13 protein-coding genes are annotated in these 15916 nt (G+C 44.6%); 7 read left to right on the top strand and 6 right to left on the bottom strand.

Features of this window, described 5'->3' with window-relative positions:
* Nucleotides 1-116: 116 nt before the first annotated feature.
* Genes rpsR through rpsF form a run of 3 tightly spaced genes read right to left on the bottom strand, consistent with a single transcriptional unit; the run spans nucleotide 117 to nucleotide 1206 of the window.
* A complete protein-coding gene (gene rpsR / locus ABVF55_RS03195; RefSeq protein ID WP_000068664.1) occupies nucleotides 117-356 on the bottom strand; it encodes a 30S ribosomal protein S18 in 240 nt (79 codons plus the stop codon).
* Nucleotides 357-397: 41 nt separating this feature from the next.
* Nucleotides 398-895 (bottom strand): single-stranded DNA-binding protein, encoded by a 498-nt coding sequence (locus ABVF55_RS03190; protein WP_003008622.1) that lies wholly within the window; start codon nucleotides 893-895, stop codon nucleotides 398-400.
* A 20-nt stretch (nucleotides 896-915) separates the two neighbouring features.
* Nucleotides 916-1206 (bottom strand): 30S ribosomal protein S6, encoded by a 291-nt coding sequence (rpsF, locus tag ABVF55_RS03185; protein ID WP_003005040.1) that lies wholly within the window; start codon nucleotides 1204-1206, stop codon nucleotides 916-918.
* Between the two features lie 302 nt (nucleotides 1207-1508).
* On the opposite strand from rpsF, the gene ABVF55_RS03180 reads away from it, so the two are divergent.
* The 3 genes from ABVF55_RS03180 to ABVF55_RS03170 are packed head-to-tail and all read left to right on the top strand — an operon-like array spanning nucleotide 1509 to nucleotide 3838.
* Nucleotides 1509-2561 carry a GtrA family protein gene (locus ABVF55_RS03180; protein ID WP_445285526.1) on the top strand — a complete coding sequence of 351 codons (1053 nt, stop codon included), beginning with the start codon at nucleotides 1509-1511 and terminating at the stop codon, nucleotides 2559-2561.
* Entirely contained in the window at nucleotides 2548-3450 is a 903-nt protein-coding gene (locus ABVF55_RS03175) for a phosphodiester glycosidase family protein (RefSeq protein ID WP_320909772.1), read from the top strand. Before ABVF55_RS03180 ends, ABVF55_RS03175 begins: the two co-directional genes overlap by 14 nt.
* Nucleotides 3431-3838, top strand: a complete 408-nt coding sequence (locus ABVF55_RS03170) for a hypothetical protein (RefSeq protein WP_049523153.1) — start codon at nucleotides 3431-3433, stop codon at nucleotides 3836-3838. Before ABVF55_RS03175 ends, ABVF55_RS03170 begins: the two co-directional genes overlap by 20 nt.
* 66 nt (nucleotides 3839-3904) lie before the next feature.
* Here the strand turns inward: ABVF55_RS03170 and ABVF55_RS03165 are convergent, their stop codons facing one another.
* The 3 genes from ABVF55_RS03165 to hutI form a co-directional block, all read right to left on the bottom strand.
* Nucleotides 3905-6025, bottom strand: a complete 2121-nt coding sequence (locus tag ABVF55_RS03165; RefSeq protein WP_298617383.1) for a surface-anchored 5'-nucleotidase — start codon at nucleotides 6023-6025, stop codon at nucleotides 3905-3907.
* A gap of 389 nt (nucleotides 6026-6414) precedes the next feature.
* Entirely contained in the window at nucleotides 6415-8799 is a 2385-nt protein-coding gene (locus tag ABVF55_RS03160; RefSeq protein WP_445285525.1) for a phosphoketolase family protein, read from the bottom strand.
* A 290-nt stretch (nucleotides 8800-9089) separates the two neighbouring features.
* Complete coding sequence (gene hutI / locus ABVF55_RS03155; RefSeq protein ID WP_445285524.1) at nucleotides 9090-10337, bottom strand: imidazolonepropionase; 1248 nt, start codon at nucleotides 10335-10337, stop codon at nucleotides 9090-9092.
* A 199-nt stretch (nucleotides 10338-10536) separates the two neighbouring features.
* Between hutI and ABVF55_RS03150 the strand changes: the two genes are divergently transcribed.
* From ABVF55_RS03150 to ABVF55_RS03135, 4 genes are all read left to right on the top strand, one after another.
* Nucleotides 10537-12567: a urocanate hydratase gene (locus tag ABVF55_RS03150; RefSeq protein ID WP_023919033.1), complete on the top strand. Its 2031-nt coding sequence runs from the start codon at nucleotides 10537-10539 to the stop codon at nucleotides 12565-12567.
* A gap of 83 nt (nucleotides 12568-12650) precedes the next feature.
* On the top strand, nucleotides 12651-13550 hold the full coding sequence (ftcD, locus tag ABVF55_RS03145; RefSeq protein ID WP_003008641.1) for a glutamate formimidoyltransferase: 900 nt from the start codon (nucleotides 12651-12653) through the stop codon (nucleotides 13548-13550).
* Between the two features lie 12 nt (nucleotides 13551-13562).
* Nucleotides 13563-14192 (top strand): cyclodeaminase/cyclohydrolase family protein, encoded by a 630-nt coding sequence (locus ABVF55_RS03140; protein ID WP_024054843.1) that lies wholly within the window; start codon nucleotides 13563-13565, stop codon nucleotides 14190-14192.
* A gap of 35 nt (nucleotides 14193-14227) precedes the next feature.
* Nucleotides 14228-15901 carry a formate--tetrahydrofolate ligase gene (locus ABVF55_RS03135; protein WP_151190939.1) on the top strand — a complete coding sequence of 558 codons (1674 nt, stop codon included), beginning with the start codon at nucleotides 14228-14230 and terminating at the stop codon, nucleotides 15899-15901.
* Nucleotides 15902-15916: the final 15 nt, after the last annotated feature.

The raw sequence follows: 15916 nt of genomic DNA, 5'->3' as shown, positions 1-15916 counted from the left end.
CCACCGGACCTCAACTCGCTCTTACATTTCCACGCTCGTGAAAAAAAGACCCGTTAGGGTCTTACTCGCTTTTTTATTTTCAAGCTCGTGAAAAAGAGGTCCACTGGACCTCTTTTTTAATCTTCGTTTACGAAAGGCATCAAAGCCATTACGCGAGCGCGTTTGATAGCTGTTGTTACTTTACGTTGGTTCTTCGCTGAAGTTCCAGTTACACGACGAGGAAGGATTTTCCCACGTTCTGAAACGAAACGGCTAAGAAGCTCAGTATCTTTGTAATCGACATATTCGATTTTGTTTGCTGCGATGTAATCAACTTTTTTACGGCGTTTGAATCCGCCACGACGTTGTTGAGCCATGTTTAATTCTCCTTTATAGTTTTAATTCGTTAAACCCATTCTTAGAATGGAAGATCGTCGTCTGAGATATCCATTGGATTCGCTCCAAATGGATTTTCTTCACGACCAAAGTTTGGCGCTGCATTGCTTGGTTCAGATCCACCAAAACTTGGGGTTGCATTTCCAGCAAAACCACCGTTGCCTGATGAATAGCCACCACCTGCATGCCCTTCGCGTGCTGCACGGCTTTCCAATAGTTGGAAGCTGTCTGCTACGACTTCAGTGACATAAACACGTTGACCTTGCTGGTTTTCGTAATTACGTGTTTGAATGCGACCGGTAATCCCAATCAAAGCACCTTTCTTAGCCCAGTTGGCTAAGTTTTCTGCTTGCTGACGCCAGATCACACAGTTGATGAAATCGGCTTCGCGCTCTCCATTTTGACTCTTGAAGTTGCGGTTGACAGCTAGGCTGAAAGTAGCAACTGCTTGATTGCTTGGAGTGTAGCGAAGTTCAGCATCACGGGTCATACGACCGACAAGTACAACATTGTTAATCATAAGTCACCTCGGATGATTTCTTACGCGTCAACTTTTACGATCATGTGACGAAGAATGTCACCGTTGATTTTTGAAAGACGGTCGAACTCGTTAAGAGCTACAGCGTCGTTCGCTTCAACGTTTACGATGTGGTAAAGTCCTTCACGGAAATCTTGGATTTCGTATGCAAGACGACGTTTTTCCCAATCTTTTGATTCAACAACAGTTGCACCGTTGTCAGTCAAGATAGAATCGAAACGTGCTACCAAAGCGTTTTTAGCTTCTTCTTCAATGTTTGGACGAATAATATAAAGAATTTCGTATTTAGCCATTGATATGTTCCTCCTTTTGGACTAATGACCCCCTGTCTTTGCAAGGGGTAAGTGAGGTTTACTCACAAGAAACTATTATACCAGACTTTTCGAACAAAGGCAAGAATTATCTTTAGGATTTAAAAAATGATTTCGGATGTTCCCTTCGAGAAAAAAGAAAGAAATGTCCTAAAAAATGATACTTTATAGAAGAAACTACTCCCCTTCTTCCTCTCCTTTCCTTAAAGAAAACTGATATCAGTTAGCTTTAAGCTTGAGTCTTTATACTAGCTACAACAAATCTCAAGAAACGAGGAACGATTATGAATTATCTTATCATCCCCGCCTATCAACCGGATCTGAATCTTGTCAAACTGGTTCGTCTGGTTCACGCTAAGAGCGATCTCCACATCATCGTGGTCGACGATGGGAGTGACGCTGACAAGAAAGTGATTTTTGACAAATTAGAGGGTCTTGCGACAGTTCTGACCCATGAGCACAACCAAGGAAAAGGGCAAGCTCTCAAGACTGCTTATGCCTACATCCTAGAAAGAGGCACCTATGGAAGCATTGTTACAGCTGATGCAGACGATCAGCACAAAATTTGGGATATTTTCAGGGTTGTTAACCAATCTCAAGAGCATCCTGGAACACTTATTCTAGGAGCTCGCGCCTTCTCTGGAAAAGTTCCTTTGCGTTCTGCTTTCGGGAATAAATTGACTCGCTTTCTCTTCAAACAACAAACCGGAGTGGCGGTCAGCGATACCCAAACGGGCTTACGAGCTTTTACTACGAATCTCTTACCTTTCATGCTTGAGGTTGAAGGACAGCGCTATGAATATGAAATGAATGTGCTCCTCGCAGCAAGCAAATCCTTCCCCATCGTGGAAGTTCCCATCGAGACGGTCTACATCAATGACAACGAAGGCTCCCATTTCCGACCTATTCGAGATGGACTCATGATCTACAAGGACATGTTCAAGTTTGCCCTCTCCTCTCTGAGTAGTTTTATCGTTGACTATCTGGTCTACGCCTTCTTCCTTTTCGTGATGATGGCCGTGCCCATTAGTCTGCGTATTCTCCTAGCGAATGGAATCGCTCGTGTAACGAGTTCCATCTTTAACTACTCGACCAATAAGCACCTAGTCTTTAAGAACAAAGACAGCGTCGCTAAAACTGGAAGTGGCTACTTTGGCCTAGCCCTTGGCCTCTTTATTCTCGATACGCTCTTGATTCGACTCTTCTATACTGCTTTCGGGCTCAATCTCCTGATCAGTAAGATTGTCGTCGGCTTCCTCCTCTTTCTGGTCTCATGGGTGATCCAGAAAAAAGTGATCTTCAAAGAAAGGACTGCTCCCCACCATGAAATTCTTTAAAAAATCCTACACCTATGCTGCCTGCTTTGGCCTTCTTTTGACCAGCAGTTTTAGCTACTCGATGCTCAAGACCTTTGTCTTATCCGATGCCATCCAAACTGTAAAAGCTACGACTACGGACACCAAGGCAGCCAAAAAAGCAGCTGCATCGGCTACAACGACCGATACTAGCTATTCAGATGACAATATCCAGGTGAGCCTAACAGAAAAAACGGTTGAAAATACCCAGGTTTACATCGCAGATATCACAGTCAGCTCATCTGACTACCTCAAAACAGCCTTTGCACAAAATACTTACGGAACCAACGTGACTGCTAAGACCTCTGTCACAGCCGCCAACAACAGTGCCATTCTGGCAGTGAATGGTGACTATTACGGGGCTAACAGTACAGGATACGTCATCCGAAATGGAGTGGTCTACCGAGATACCGTTCGGGAAGATTCAAGCAATGGGGACCTAGCCATTTACAAGGATGGATCCTTCAAAATTATCTACGAAGATGAGATCTCTGCGGATCAATTGGTCAAGGACGGGGTCGTCAATCTCCTCGCTTTCGGTCCTTCCTTAGTTGAAAATGGAGAAATTACCATCGATACCAACTCAGAGGTCGGGCAATCTATGGCATCCAACCCACGGACAGCGATTGGGATCATCGATGAAAACCACTACATTATCGTCGTGTCAGACGGACGGACTTCAGAAAGTGAAGGGCTTTCTCTCTACCAATTAGCGGAAGTGATGAAATCGTATGGCGTTAAAACAGCCTACAACCTGGATGGGGGTGGATCTTCTACCCTTTACTTCAATGGCCAAGTCATTAACAAACCAACAACAAATGGTACTATCTCAGAAAGGGCGGTGAGTGACATTGTCTACATCGGTTACTAATCCTATTAAACAACGCTTGAAAAAGACCATCCTATGGTACATTCTTATCTCGGCTTTCTTCTTTGTCGGAAGTCGCATCTATGAACACTTTAGTTTTGGCGAAACCTCTGCCTTCATGCACTACCTATTCTTGATTCCTTTGATCGGTGGCGCCCTACTAGTGCTTCTACAGTTGATGGTGAAAGGCCTCTCTCGCCTGAGCCTCAATCTTTGGAATTCAGGAGTGGCTACGCTCACAGCCGGGGCCCTCTACCGAGGGATTGTCAACCTCTCTGGTCGATCTACTACAATGGATCAACCCTATTATTACCTTGGAGTTGCCTTTCTAGCACTAGCTCTGATCAGCCTCTTCTTTGTCCGCAGTGTCTGGGTGGAGAAAACAGCCTAAGACATCAAAAACGTCCGTTTCTTTATAGAACGGACGTTTTTTAGGGTAAGTTAACGGATGAACGACTTAACCTTCACGTTTTTTGCTGGCTACAAATCCTGCTAAAGCTAGTGAGGTCATGCCAAAGAGGCTAAGGACTGTTGAAGCCAATTCATCTTGACCTGTTTTTGGAAGACCAGTTGCTGGTGTAGCTGTTGCTTCTGCTGGGCCACCTGTATGATAGGTAACAGCAACTGGTTTGTTTGTTGCCACTTCTTTTGTTTCGCTTGCAGCTGGTTGAGCTGGAGTTACTGGAGTTTCAGGTTGAGGAGTTGGGGTAACAGGAGACACTGGAGCCACCGGATGGACTGGATTTACAGGACTTACTGGATCAACTGGCGCTGGCTGTGGTTGTGGTTCTGGAGTTGGTTGTGGTTGTGGTGTTGGTTGTGGTTCTGAAGTAGGTGTTTCTTCTTCCACTTTTTCCACAAAGGTCTTGTTGCCCAAGATTGAAGCAGACAACTTTTTCCCTGCCTTATTCACATCTTCGATGTATTGGATAAAGACTTCAGTATCCGGATTAATGGCACCGATCAATTTTGTATCCCGGAAGACTGAGAATCCATCTCCGCCACCATACAAGAAGTCGTTGATAATCGCCTTGTAGGTCTTGTTGCGATCAATTTCGGTTCCATCTGCCTTGTAAGCTTTTACGACCTTATATGGATTTTCTTCTGTTGCATCAGCTGGTTTTGTATAGGTGTACTTGATCCCTGCCATTTGCAAGAAGTAAAGCTCTTTCTCATCATATTGTTGGTCCAAAGCTTTGTAGATTTGGTCCCCAGTGATTTCTACTACTTGGAGGATATTTCCAAATGGTTGTACTGCTTGAGCTGCACCCCAAGTGACTGTTCCGTCTGGTTTCACCACGAGGTCTGCACGAATTCCTCCATTGTTGGTAAAGGCAAAGTCAACATCTGGATAACCTGATTTTTTGGCAATATCTAGTTGCGCTGCTGTGACCAAATCTCCAACAGCACTTTCTTTTTGTGCATTCAATTCACGGGTAATATTTTCAGCCTTGTCTGCTGTACCGATTTTTGCTTCTGTTACTTTTTTAACCGTCGCATTGGCATCATCGATGATCGCTTGAACCTTGGCATCTTTTGCTTTGCCTTTCGATGGATCTACCGCAATAATTTTAGCAGTTGGAGCTTTGACAAAGTCAGCTGTATCTGTATCTAGGACCCCACGGACATCCGAATAGGCTTTCCCTTGAGAGGTACCTTGAACGATCAAGGTATTTCCGACCATTCCATTTGTATATTGGTGGTTATGACCTGCAAATACGATATCCACTGAGTTTTCAGGATAGATTTGATTTAATTTTTTGATCATGTCTGCAGCCGGACCTTCTGCTACACCGTTTTTGCTGGTAGCAGCAACGTGGGCCAAGACAGCAATCGCATGAACCCCTTGGTCATTTAATTCACGCGCATATTTGGCAATCGATTCTGCTTCATCCAAAACCCGGTATTGTTCATGATTTTTACGCAAGACAAGATTTGGGAATTCTGTCGTAACAACCCCGATAAATCCGACCTTAACAGTCTTGTCATTGACTGGGATTTCTTTGATAGTATAAGGTTTCCAGTCAAATGGGATTTTGTTGGTATCCTTGTCGACCAAGTTGGCAATCACGACTTCTTGTTTAGAAGCTTCATGAGGATACTCATCGACGATCTTGTTGAATTGACCAGGTGTTGGGGCTTCTCCCTTCATGATCCGGTTGAATTCACCAAGTCCTTCGTCAAACTCGTGATTACCAAGAGTTCCATATTCAAAGTTCATTTCATTGAAGACTTTTACAGTTGGTTCATCTTGAAGGAGGGCAGAGTTGGCTGGACTAGCGCCGACCATATCTCCCGCTTGCACACGGATGCTGGCATTAGGCGTTCCTGCATTCTCTGTTTCAAAGTCTTTTTGCGAATCGTTCAAATAGGTTGCCAAAAGTGGGGCTGTTCCTGCATTTTTCACAGTTTCGCCTTCTAAACGAGCTGTCCCCGTTTGTTCCAAGGCACCGTGGAAGTCATTGACGCCCATAAACTGTACGGGCAATTCGTCTGCAAAAACGCTATTGATCGCAAAAACACTAAGACCCGCAGCGACCGCTAGGATACTGCTTTTCAAGATAATTTTTTTCTTCATAGAATACTCCATTTTCTAATGTAGGACACTTCTCCAAAAAGGAGAACGCAGAACAGTTGATTTGCTGCAATCAGCTCTTCCATTTTACTATTTTTTCGGTTTTACTTCAATATTTTCCTAGAAACTCTTACAATTTTATTGGAAAACGCTTGATTTCCGAACATCTATTCTCATCCTCTTCCTTTTGTTACTTGCTGTTTCTCACAAAAGAGGCTGGGACAAAAGTCCTAGCCTCTCAATTATTTTTGGATTGTCGAGCAAGACGCAGTGGTTGAGTGGGCTCTACTACGCTGATTTCATCAGCTTTTACAGCCCTACTCAACTGTGCGGAGGTGGGACGACGAAATCGAATTCTAACGAATTACCGATTTCTGTCCCACTCTCTTTTCTTATTTATTCACGTTTTCCCATTTCCAGTTTTGAACTTCTGGAATGTCGTCTCCGTTTTCACGGATGTAGTCATGGTGGAAGGCGATTGTTTCATCCATCTTCGCTGCAAATGCGCTTGCTGCATCTCCAAGAGCTGCATTAGCTGCATCTTGTGCCAAGTGGAAGCGATCCAACTCAGACATCACACGCATATCAAATGGTGTGGTGATATCCCCGTTTTCACGGTAACCATGTACACGAAGGTTATGGTTGTGACGGTTGAAGAAGATATCACGGATCATGCCTTCGTAACCATGGAAAGCAAAGATGACTGGTTTATCAGTTGTGAAGACTTTGTCGAACTCTTCATCTGAAAGTCCACGCGCATCAACGGATGGGTGACGCAATTTCAAGATATCCACAACGTTGACAAAGCGGATCTTCAATTCTGGGAAGGCCTTGTGCAAGATTGTGATGGCTGCAAGAGCTTCTAAGTTTGGCTCAGTACCTGCGGCTGCAATAACAAGATCTGGCTCTTCATCTGCTGAAACAGTTGATGCCCAATCGATCACCTTGTATCCTTCACGAACCAATTCTTCTGCTTCAGCTGCTGAATAGAATTGAGGACGTGGGTGTTTAGAAGAAACGATCAAGTTGATCACATCTTCTCCCTTGAAGGCTTCATCCATCACTGCAAGCAAGCTATTGGTATCTGCTGGCAAGTACTCACGGATATATTCAGGAGTTTTCTCAGCCAAGTGAGTCAAGATACCTGGATCTTGGTGAGTGTAACCATTGTGGTCTTGTTGGAAGACAGTTGAAGTTGCAATCAAGTTCAAGGCTGGGTAGTTTTTACGCCATGTTGTATGGGTCTTAGACTTACGCAACCATTTGAAGTGTTGAGTGATCATAGAATCCACAACACGAAGGAAGGATTCGTAAGAAGCGAAGAAGCCATGACGACCTGTCAAGACATATCCTTCAAGCATTCCTTCTGCTTGGTGCTCTGACAATTGAGAGTCAATGACACGACCAGCAGGGCTCAACGCTTCATCGTAGTCTGGTTTCATACGTCCTAACCATTGACGGCTTGTACGAGTGAAGACTTCTTGAAGACGGTTTGATTTGGTTTCGTCTGGACCGAAGATACGGAAGTTATGTGGGTTCGCATCCACAAGATCTGCTGCATACTTACCAAACTCAATCATATCTTGCGCCATGATGGCACCTGGTGTTTCAATCTTGAAGGCATGTTTCTTCCAATCAGCTGTGTTCATTGGTTTGATCACACCAGCATTTGTGATTGGGTTCATCGCCATGCGACGGTCACCTTTTGGTGCAATTTCAGCAATTTCAGGAACTAGCTTTCCAGTTTCGTCGAACAATTCAGCTGGACGGTAAGATTCCAACCATGAAAGAAGGGCATCGACATGCTCCATGTGGTGAGCATCTACTGGGATTGGAACTTGGTGCGCACGGAATCCACCCTCGATTGGTGTTCCTTCCCATGCTTTTGGACCAGTCCAACCCTTAGGAATACGAGCAATCAAGACAGGATATACTGGTTGAGTTGCTTCTTCAGCAGAACCTTTACGAGCTTCTGCTTGGACTTTCTTGATTTCTTCAATTGCTTCGTCCAATTTTTCAGCGAACAAAGCGTGTGCAGCTTCGTGGTCGTCAGAAATAGCGGTTACGTCTGCAAAGATTGGTTTCCATCCAAGACCTTCAAAGAAGAGGGCCAATTCTTCGTCTGTTTTGCGTTCGAAGATTGTTGGGTTGTGGATTTTCCCACCGTTGAGGTAGAAGATTGGAAGAACAGCACCATCGTTAACTGGGTTCAAGAAGGTATTAGCCAACCAACCAGCCATCAATGGACCAGTTTCTCCTTCTCCATCACCGATTACGGTTGCAGCAATCACATCTGGATTATCCAAAACAGCTCCAGCTGCGTGAGAAAGAGCATAACCAAGTTCTCCCCCTTCGTGTATAGATCCTGGAGTTTCAGGTGCCGCGTGAGAGGCAATCCCTCCTGGGAATGAGAAGATTTTACATAGGTGTTTAAATCCTTCCTCATTTTGTGGGATATTTGGATTCAATTCTGTGTAAGAACCATCTAAGTAAGAGTTGGACACCATAACTTGTCCACCATGACCTGGTCCTTCAATGTAGAACATATCCAAGTCGTATTTGTTGATGGCCCGGTTCAAGTGTGCGTAAATAAAGTTTTGTCCTGGTACAGTTCCCCAGTGTCCGATTGGGTGAGCCTTCAAGTCGTTTTCAACCACTTCACGTTTCAACAATGGGTTGTCTTTCAAGTACATTTGAGCAGCTGAAATGTAGTTGGCTGCACGCCACCAAGCGTCTACTTTATCCAAGTAAGCTTTGCTGTTATAATCGACAGTCATCTTGTCTCCTCACAATTTCTAGACAGGTCTGTTGAATAACCTGTTCGTTTGATCAATAGTTTAAACAATCTGTTTTCAATCAAACAGATGATATTGAAGAAAATATTCAATATTACTTCTATTCTATCAAGAATTTCCCTTTTTGTACATCAGAAAGTAAGAAAAATATTCTTTGAACGTCAAATTTTAATTTCCTACTAAAGTGGTTCCATTCCCTACAGGGATAGGTTTTAAAAAAAGACTTTGCTGATTTTTGCAAACCAGCAAAGTCCCAAATGAAATGGAGTCAGTTAAATGACTTTTTGACCTTTCTTGTAGACATCTGTCACGAGATTTGTCGCAAAGAAATAGAAGAGATAATCTAGATTTGGTGCATCAAAGATGGTAATGTCGGCCTGTTTGCCAACATCGAAAGAGCCGATTGTTTTAGCACGATCAACTGAATAGGCCGCATTGATGGTCACTGCATTGAGAATTTCTACTGGAGTTAGGCGCATCATGAAGCAACCCAGATGCATGGCAAACTGGAGATTGGCTGTTGGACAAGACCCTGGGTTGCTGTCCGTTGTTAGGGTAATGGCCATCCCAGCGTCCAACATCTTACGAGCCGGTGCATAAGTATCTTCCATCAAGCTAAAGGTTGTGGCTGGTAATAGATTGCCAATCACTTTTGCTGCAGCTAGTTTTTGAATACCTTCATCGGTAATCACCATCAAGTGTTCTGCGCTGGTAGATTTCAATTCAGCCGCCACATCAACACCACCAATGGATTCGATTTCATCGGCATGAATCCGCAGTTTGAATCCCATCTCCTTAGCTTTTGAAAGAAGATAGCGAGATTCATCTGCTGTAAAGACACCTTTTTCACAGAAGATATCACAGAACTCAGCTAGTTTTTCTTCCTTCACTTTGGGAAGCATTTGTTCCACAATGAGATCTAAATATTCTTGGGAACGGCCCTTGTACTCTGTTGGGATCGCATGGGCTGCCATAAAGGTCGAAACCAAGTCTATTTGATGATCACGGTCCAGTGCAGCCACAACATCCAACTGGCGTTTTTCAGTTTCCCAATCCAAACCATAGCCACTCTTGGCTTCGACAGTAGTCACCCCATGACGCAACATGTAATCCAACAGTCGTTTGGACTTGTCATAAAGATTTTCAAAAGAAGCTTCCCGTGTCGCCCGAACCGTGCTCAGAATTCCACCGCCTTGGGCGAGGATGTCTAAGTAAGAAACACCCGCTAATTTTTTCGCAAATTCATGCTCCCGACTGCCTCCATAGACCAAGTGAGTATGGCAGTCAATCAGGCCAGGAGTCGCAACTTTTCCTTCACAGGATTTCACTTCCGTATGGTCATCAATCAGTTCTGGGTCTGGTTGACCTGTCCCAACTGCAAGAATTTTTCCATCCTTAATAGCAATATAAGCATCGGAAAGGATTTGCGCTTCTGCCATCTCTTTTCCATAGAGAGGATGGCCTAGATCATTCGGACAAAACAATTGGTTAAAGTGGGTTAATAGGATATCAGCAGACATATGAAACATTCCTTTCTATTTCCATTGTTATTCATTTTACAATTCTACAGGAAAAGCGTCAAAAAAAAGTCAAAAAGTTTTTCCCTCATTTTTTTTTGCTTTATTAAAAATTATATTTTTTTTTGACTCTTTATTGACGTTTCTTCGATACAATAAAGAAAATATAAATTCACAGTCCAACTATAAGGAGGGTTCTGCTATGTCATTTATAGACGAGAAAGAAATTGCAGCTGCTATGTCTGTCAAACTTGACTTTGATGTCCTACCTGAAAAGGCGACTTTTCAAGAAGGCATCCGTCGTGCACCTGATAGAGGCTTCCGCTTAACGCAAGCTCAGACTGAAATTGCCCTTAAAAATGCTTTGCGTTACATTCCTAAAAAATTCCACCAAGAGTTGATCCCAGAATTTCTGGAAGAACTGAGAACTCGCGGTCGGATCTATGGCTATCGCTTCCGTCCAAAAGATCGGATCTACGGAAAACCAATCGATGAGTACAAAGGAAAATGCACTGCTGCTAAGGCTATGCAGGTCATGATCGACAACAACTTGAGCTTTGAAATTGCCCTTTATCCATATGAATTGGTCACTTATGGGGAAACAGGATCTGTCTGCGCCAACTGGATGCAGTACAACTTGATCAAGAAATACTTGGAAGTCATGACAGAAGACCAAACCTTGGTGGTTGAATCTGGTCACCCTCTAGGCCTCTTCAAATCGAAACCAGAAGCTCCTCGTGTCGTCATTACTAACGGTCTCTTGATTGGTGAATATGACAATATGCGCGACTGGGAAATCGCTGAAGAAATGGGAGTAACCAACTACGGTCAGATGACGGCTGGTGGCTGGATGTACATCGGTCCTCAAGGGATCGTTCACGGTACTTTCAACACCCTTCTCAATGCTGGTCGTCTTAAACTCGGTGTGCCTGATGACGGCGACTTGACCGGTAAACTCTTTATTTCATCTGGTCTCGGTGGAATGAGCGGAGCTCAAGGGAAAGCAGCTGAAATCGCAAAAGCGGTTGCCATCGTTGCAGAAGTGGACCGCTCTCGGATCGAAACCCGTCACTCTCAAGGCTGGATTAGCCAAGTGACAGATAGTGCCGAAGAAGCTGTGAAATTGGCTCAAGCAGCCCTTGAAGCTGGTGAATCCACTTCGATTGCCTACCATGGTAATATCGTAGATTTGCTCGAATATGTCAATGAACACCAAGTTCACGTTCATCTCTTGTCTGACCAAACCTCTTGCCACAACGTCTATGATGGTGGCTATTGCCCAGTTGGCATCAGCTTTGAAGAGCGTACACGTTTGCTGGCAGAAGACAAAGAAACCTTCCGCCGTTTGGTTGATGAAACCTTGGCTCGTCACTTTGCAGTGATCAAAGCCTTGACAGCTAAAGGTACTTACTTCTTCGACTACGGTAATGCCTTCATGAAATCTGTTTACGACTCAGGCATCAAGGAAATTTCTAAGAATGGTCTCGATGACAAAGACGGCTTCATTTGGCCATCTTATGTAGAAGATATCATGGGACCTATGCTCTTTGACTATGGATACGGTCCATTCCGTTGGGTCTGCCTCAGCGGTAAACATGAAGACTTGATTGCAACTGACCATGCAGCTATGGAAGCGATCGATCCAACTCGTCGCTACCAAGACCGCGACAACTACAACTGGATTCGCGATGCTGAGAAGAACCAACTGGTGGTTGGTACACAAGCTCGTATTCTCTATCAAGATTGCATGGGCCGTGTCAATATTGCATTGAAATTCAATGAACTCATTCGCCAAGGCAAGATTGGACCTGTCATGATTGGACGTGACCACCACGACGTATCTGGTACGGATGCTCCATTCCGTGAAACATCAAACATCAAAGATGGATCAAACGTTACTTGTGACATGGCGGTTCAATGTTACGCTGGTAACGCTGCTCGCGGTATGAGTCTCGTTGCCCTCCACAACGGTGGTGGTACTGGTATCGGTAAAGCCATCAACGGTGGATTTGGTCTCGTTCTAGACGGTAGCCACCGGATCGATGAAATCATCAAGTCTGCCATTGCCTGGGATACCATGGGCGGGGTTGCTCGTCGGAACTGGGCACGGAACGATCATGCTATCGAAACAGCGATCGAGTACAACCGTCTCCATGCAGGAACAGACCACATCACCATTCCTTATCTGGCAGATGAAGATTTGGTCAAAGAAGCCGTTCAAAAATTGTTTTAACATCAAAAAATAAAAACTGAGAAAGGGGAGGAAAATACAAAGACTCCTCCTCCCCAACTTCTCCTATAAAAAGAGGTAATCATATGGCAAAAATTGTTGAGTGTATTCCAAACTTCTCTGAAGGACGCAATCAGGCTGTGATCGACGGATTAGCAGCTACAGCAAAAAGTATTCCAGGTGTTACGTTACTAGACTACTCGTCCGATGCCAGCCACAACCGTAGCGTCTTTACACTCGTTGGGGATGAAGAAAGCATCCAAGAAGTGGCTTTCCAATTGGTGAAATACGCTTCTGAAAACATTGATATGACCAAGCACGAAGGCGAACACCCTCGTATGGGGGCAACAGACGTTTGTCCATTTGTTCCGGTTAAGGATATCACTACAGCTGAATGCGTTGAGATTGCTAATAAAGTGGCCGAACGCATCAATCGTGAATTAGGTATTCCAATCTTCCTTTATGAAGATGCTGCAACTCGCCCAGAACGGAAAAACTTGGCGAAAGTGCGTAAAGGACAATTTGAAGGAATGCCAGAAAAATTATTGGAAGAAGACTGGAAGCCAGACTACGGTGAACGCAAGATTCACCCAACTGCAGGGGTTACAGCTGTCGGTGTCCGGATGCCACTCGTTGCTTTCAATATCAACCTTGACACAGACGACCTAGAGATTGCCAATAAGATTTCTAAAATCATTCGTGGATCAAGCGGTGGATACAAGTACTGTAAAGCGATCGGCGTCATGCTAGAAGATCGCAACATCGCCCAAGTCTCCATCAACATGGTCAACTTGGAACAATTCCCATTGTATCGTGTCGTTGAAACCGTTCGTTTCGAAGCGCAACGCTATGGTGTTCGCATCATCGGAACAGAACTCATTGGACTGGCTCCTGCTAAGGCTTTGATCGACTCTGCTGAATACTACTTGCAATTAGAAGACTTTGACTACAGCAAACAAGTCTTGGAAAATCACTTGTTGGGTTAGAAAGGGAGTTCTATGAAACTAGTTGACTTAAGTATTACGGAGTTTGCCAAGGTCCTTGGTTCGGATGCTCCAGCTCCAGGTGGTGGTTCTGCTGCTGCTCTATCTGCTGCGAATGGGATTTCCCTTACAAAAATGGTCTGTGAACTGACCATTGGAAAGAAAAAATACGCAGAATTTGAAGACCACATCAAAGGGGTTCATGAAAAAAGCGCTCAACTCCAAGACCAATTACTAGAAGCCATCGACAAGGATACAGAAGCCTTCAACGTCGTATCAGCTGTCTTTGATCTTCCAAAAGAAACGGAAGAAGAGAAAGCTGCTCGTCGTGAAGCCATGCAAAAAGCTTTGAAACATGCGACAGTATCTCCTTTCTCTATGATGGAGCTCATCGTTGAAGCTCTTGAAACCACCAAAGAAGCTGTTGGCAAGTCCAACACTAATGCGGCTAGTGACCTAGGGGTAGCTGCTCTGAATCTTAAAGCTGGCCTTCAAGGTGCTTGGCTCAATGTCTTGATCAACATTTCAGGAATCAAGGACCAAGACTTCGTCCAAGAATACCACGGCAAGGGACTCAAACTTCTCCAAACCGGTTCTGATCTTGCAGATAATATTTACCAAACCATTTTAGAAAGTCTATCTTAAACCTAGCAAATAAAAATAAAGAAAGAAGGGATTCTATGGTTTTATCGGATATTGAAATCGCCAATTCTGTCCAAATGAAGCCCATCACCGATATCGCTGCTGAACTTGGATTGACCGAAGACGATATTTCGCTCTACGGAAAATACAAGGCAAAAATTGATAGCAACCAACTGGAACAACTCAAGGATAAGGAAGATGGAAAGCTGATCCTCGTGACAGCCATCTCACCAACACCTGCTGGAGAAGGAAAGACAACCACCTCTGTTGGCTTGGTCGATGCTCTTTCAGCTATTGGTGAAAAAGCCGTCATTGCCTTGCGCGAGCCTTCTCTTGGCCCTGTCTTTGGGATCAAGGGTGGAGCTGCCGGTGGCGGGTACGCCCAAGTGGTTCCAATGGAAGATATCAACCTTCACTTTACCGGAGACTTCCATGCCATTGGGATTGCCAACAACTTGCTTGCAGCCTTGATTGACAACCACATCCATCATGGCAATGAGTTGGGCATCGATTCTCGTCGCATCACCTGGAAACGGGTGGTCGACATGAACGACCGTCAACTCCGCCATATTGTCGACGGCCTTCAAGGAAAAACAAACGGGGTTCCTCGTGAAGATGGCTTTGACATCACAGTGGCTTCTGAAATCATGGCCATTCTCTGTCTCTCAGAAAATATCCTTGATCTCAAAGAACGTCTTGATCGCATCATTATCGGGTACAACTACCAAGGACAACCGGTCACAGCCAAAGATCTCAAGGCTGGAGGTGCCATGGCAGCTGTCCTCAAAGATGCCATTCATCCAAACTTGGTGCAAACCTTGGAGCATACTCCTGCCATCATCCACGGCGGACCATTTGCCAATATTGCTCATGGCTGTAACAGTGTGCTGGCTACTAAACTAGCCCTCAAATATGCAGACTATGTCGTGACAGAAGCTGGTTTTGGAGCAGACCTCGGTGCTGAAAAATTCATCGATATCAAGTGCCGCATGGCCGGGCTCAAACCTGCTGCCGTTGTCCTCGTCGCAACCATCCGTGCCCTCAAAATGCATGGCGGGGTTGCCAAGGCAGACTTGGCTACTGAAAATGTCCAAGCCGTTATCGATGGTCTACCAAACCTAGACAAACACTTGGCCAACATCCAAGAAGTCTATGGCCTACCTGTGGTCGTCGCCATTAACAAATTCCCACTGGATACAGAGGCTGAACTAGAAGCTGTCTATGAATCTTGTAAGAAACGCCATGTAGATGTGGTCATTTCAGATGTCTGGGCAAATGGTGGAGCTGGCGGCCGTGACTTGGCTGAAAAAGTCATTCAACTGGCTCAAGAAGAAAACCACTTCTCTTATGTCTATGACGAAGAAGACAGCATTGAAACAAAATTGACCAAGATTGTTACCAAAGTCTATGGTGGTAAAGGCATCAGCTTAACACCAGCGGCCAAACGCGAACTGAAAGAATTGGAAGCACTTGGTTTCTCCAACTACCCAATCTGTATGGCCAAAACACAATATTCCTTCTCCGATGATGCCAAGAAGATTGGAGCACCGACAGATTTCACTGTAAAAATCAGTAACCTTAAGGTAGCAGCCGGAGCTGGCTTTATCGTAGCTCTCACTGGTACCATTATGACCATGCCTGGCCTACCTAAAGTTCCTGCCAGTGAAAAGATTGATATCGATGCCCACGGCAATATCACTGGTCTCTTTTAAGAAAGAAGGCGTCCT

This window comes from Streptococcus sp. KHUD_012 (assembly GCF_052588255.1).
This window is presented reverse-complemented; position numbering and strand designations above follow the sequence as displayed.

Bases quoted from the DNA above. Each gene is read 5' to 3' on its own strand.
- rpsR (WP_000068664.1), bottom strand. From the start codon at position 356: ATGGCTCAACAACGTCGTGGCGGATTCAAACGCCGTAAAAAAGTTGAT.
- ABVF55_RS03190 (WP_003008622.1), bottom strand. From the start codon at position 895: ATGATTAACAATGTTGTACTTGTCGGTCGTATGACCCGTGATGCTGAA.
- rpsF (WP_003005040.1), bottom strand. From the start codon at position 1,206: ATGGCTAAATACGAAATTCTTTATATTATTCGTCCAAACATTGAAGAA.
- ABVF55_RS03180 (WP_445285526.1), top strand. From the start codon at position 1,509: ATGAATTATCTTATCATCCCCGCCTATCAACCGGATCTGAATCTTGTC.
- ABVF55_RS03175 (WP_320909772.1), top strand. From the start codon at position 2,548: ATGAAATTCTTTAAAAAATCCTACACCTATGCTGCCTGCTTTGGCCTT.
- ABVF55_RS03165 (WP_298617383.1), bottom strand. From the start codon at position 6,025: ATGAAGAAAAAAATTATCTTGAAAAGCAGTATCCTAGCGGTCGCTGCG.
- ABVF55_RS03160 (WP_445285525.1), bottom strand. From the start codon at position 8,799: ATGACTGTCGATTATAACAGCAAAGCTTACTTGGATAAAGTAGACGCT.
- hutI (WP_445285524.1), bottom strand. From the start codon at position 10,337: ATGTCTGCTGATATCCTATTAACCCACTTTAACCAATTGTTTTGTCCG.
- ABVF55_RS03150 (WP_023919033.1), top strand. From the start codon at position 10,537: ATGTCATTTATAGACGAGAAAGAAATTGCAGCTGCTATGTCTGTCAAA.
- ftcD (WP_003008641.1), top strand. From the start codon at position 12,651: ATGGCAAAAATTGTTGAGTGTATTCCAAACTTCTCTGAAGGACGCAAT.
- ABVF55_RS03140 (WP_024054843.1), top strand. From the start codon at position 13,563: ATGAAACTAGTTGACTTAAGTATTACGGAGTTTGCCAAGGTCCTTGGT.
- ABVF55_RS03135 (WP_151190939.1), top strand. From the start codon at position 14,228: ATGGTTTTATCGGATATTGAAATCGCCAATTCTGTCCAAATGAAGCCC.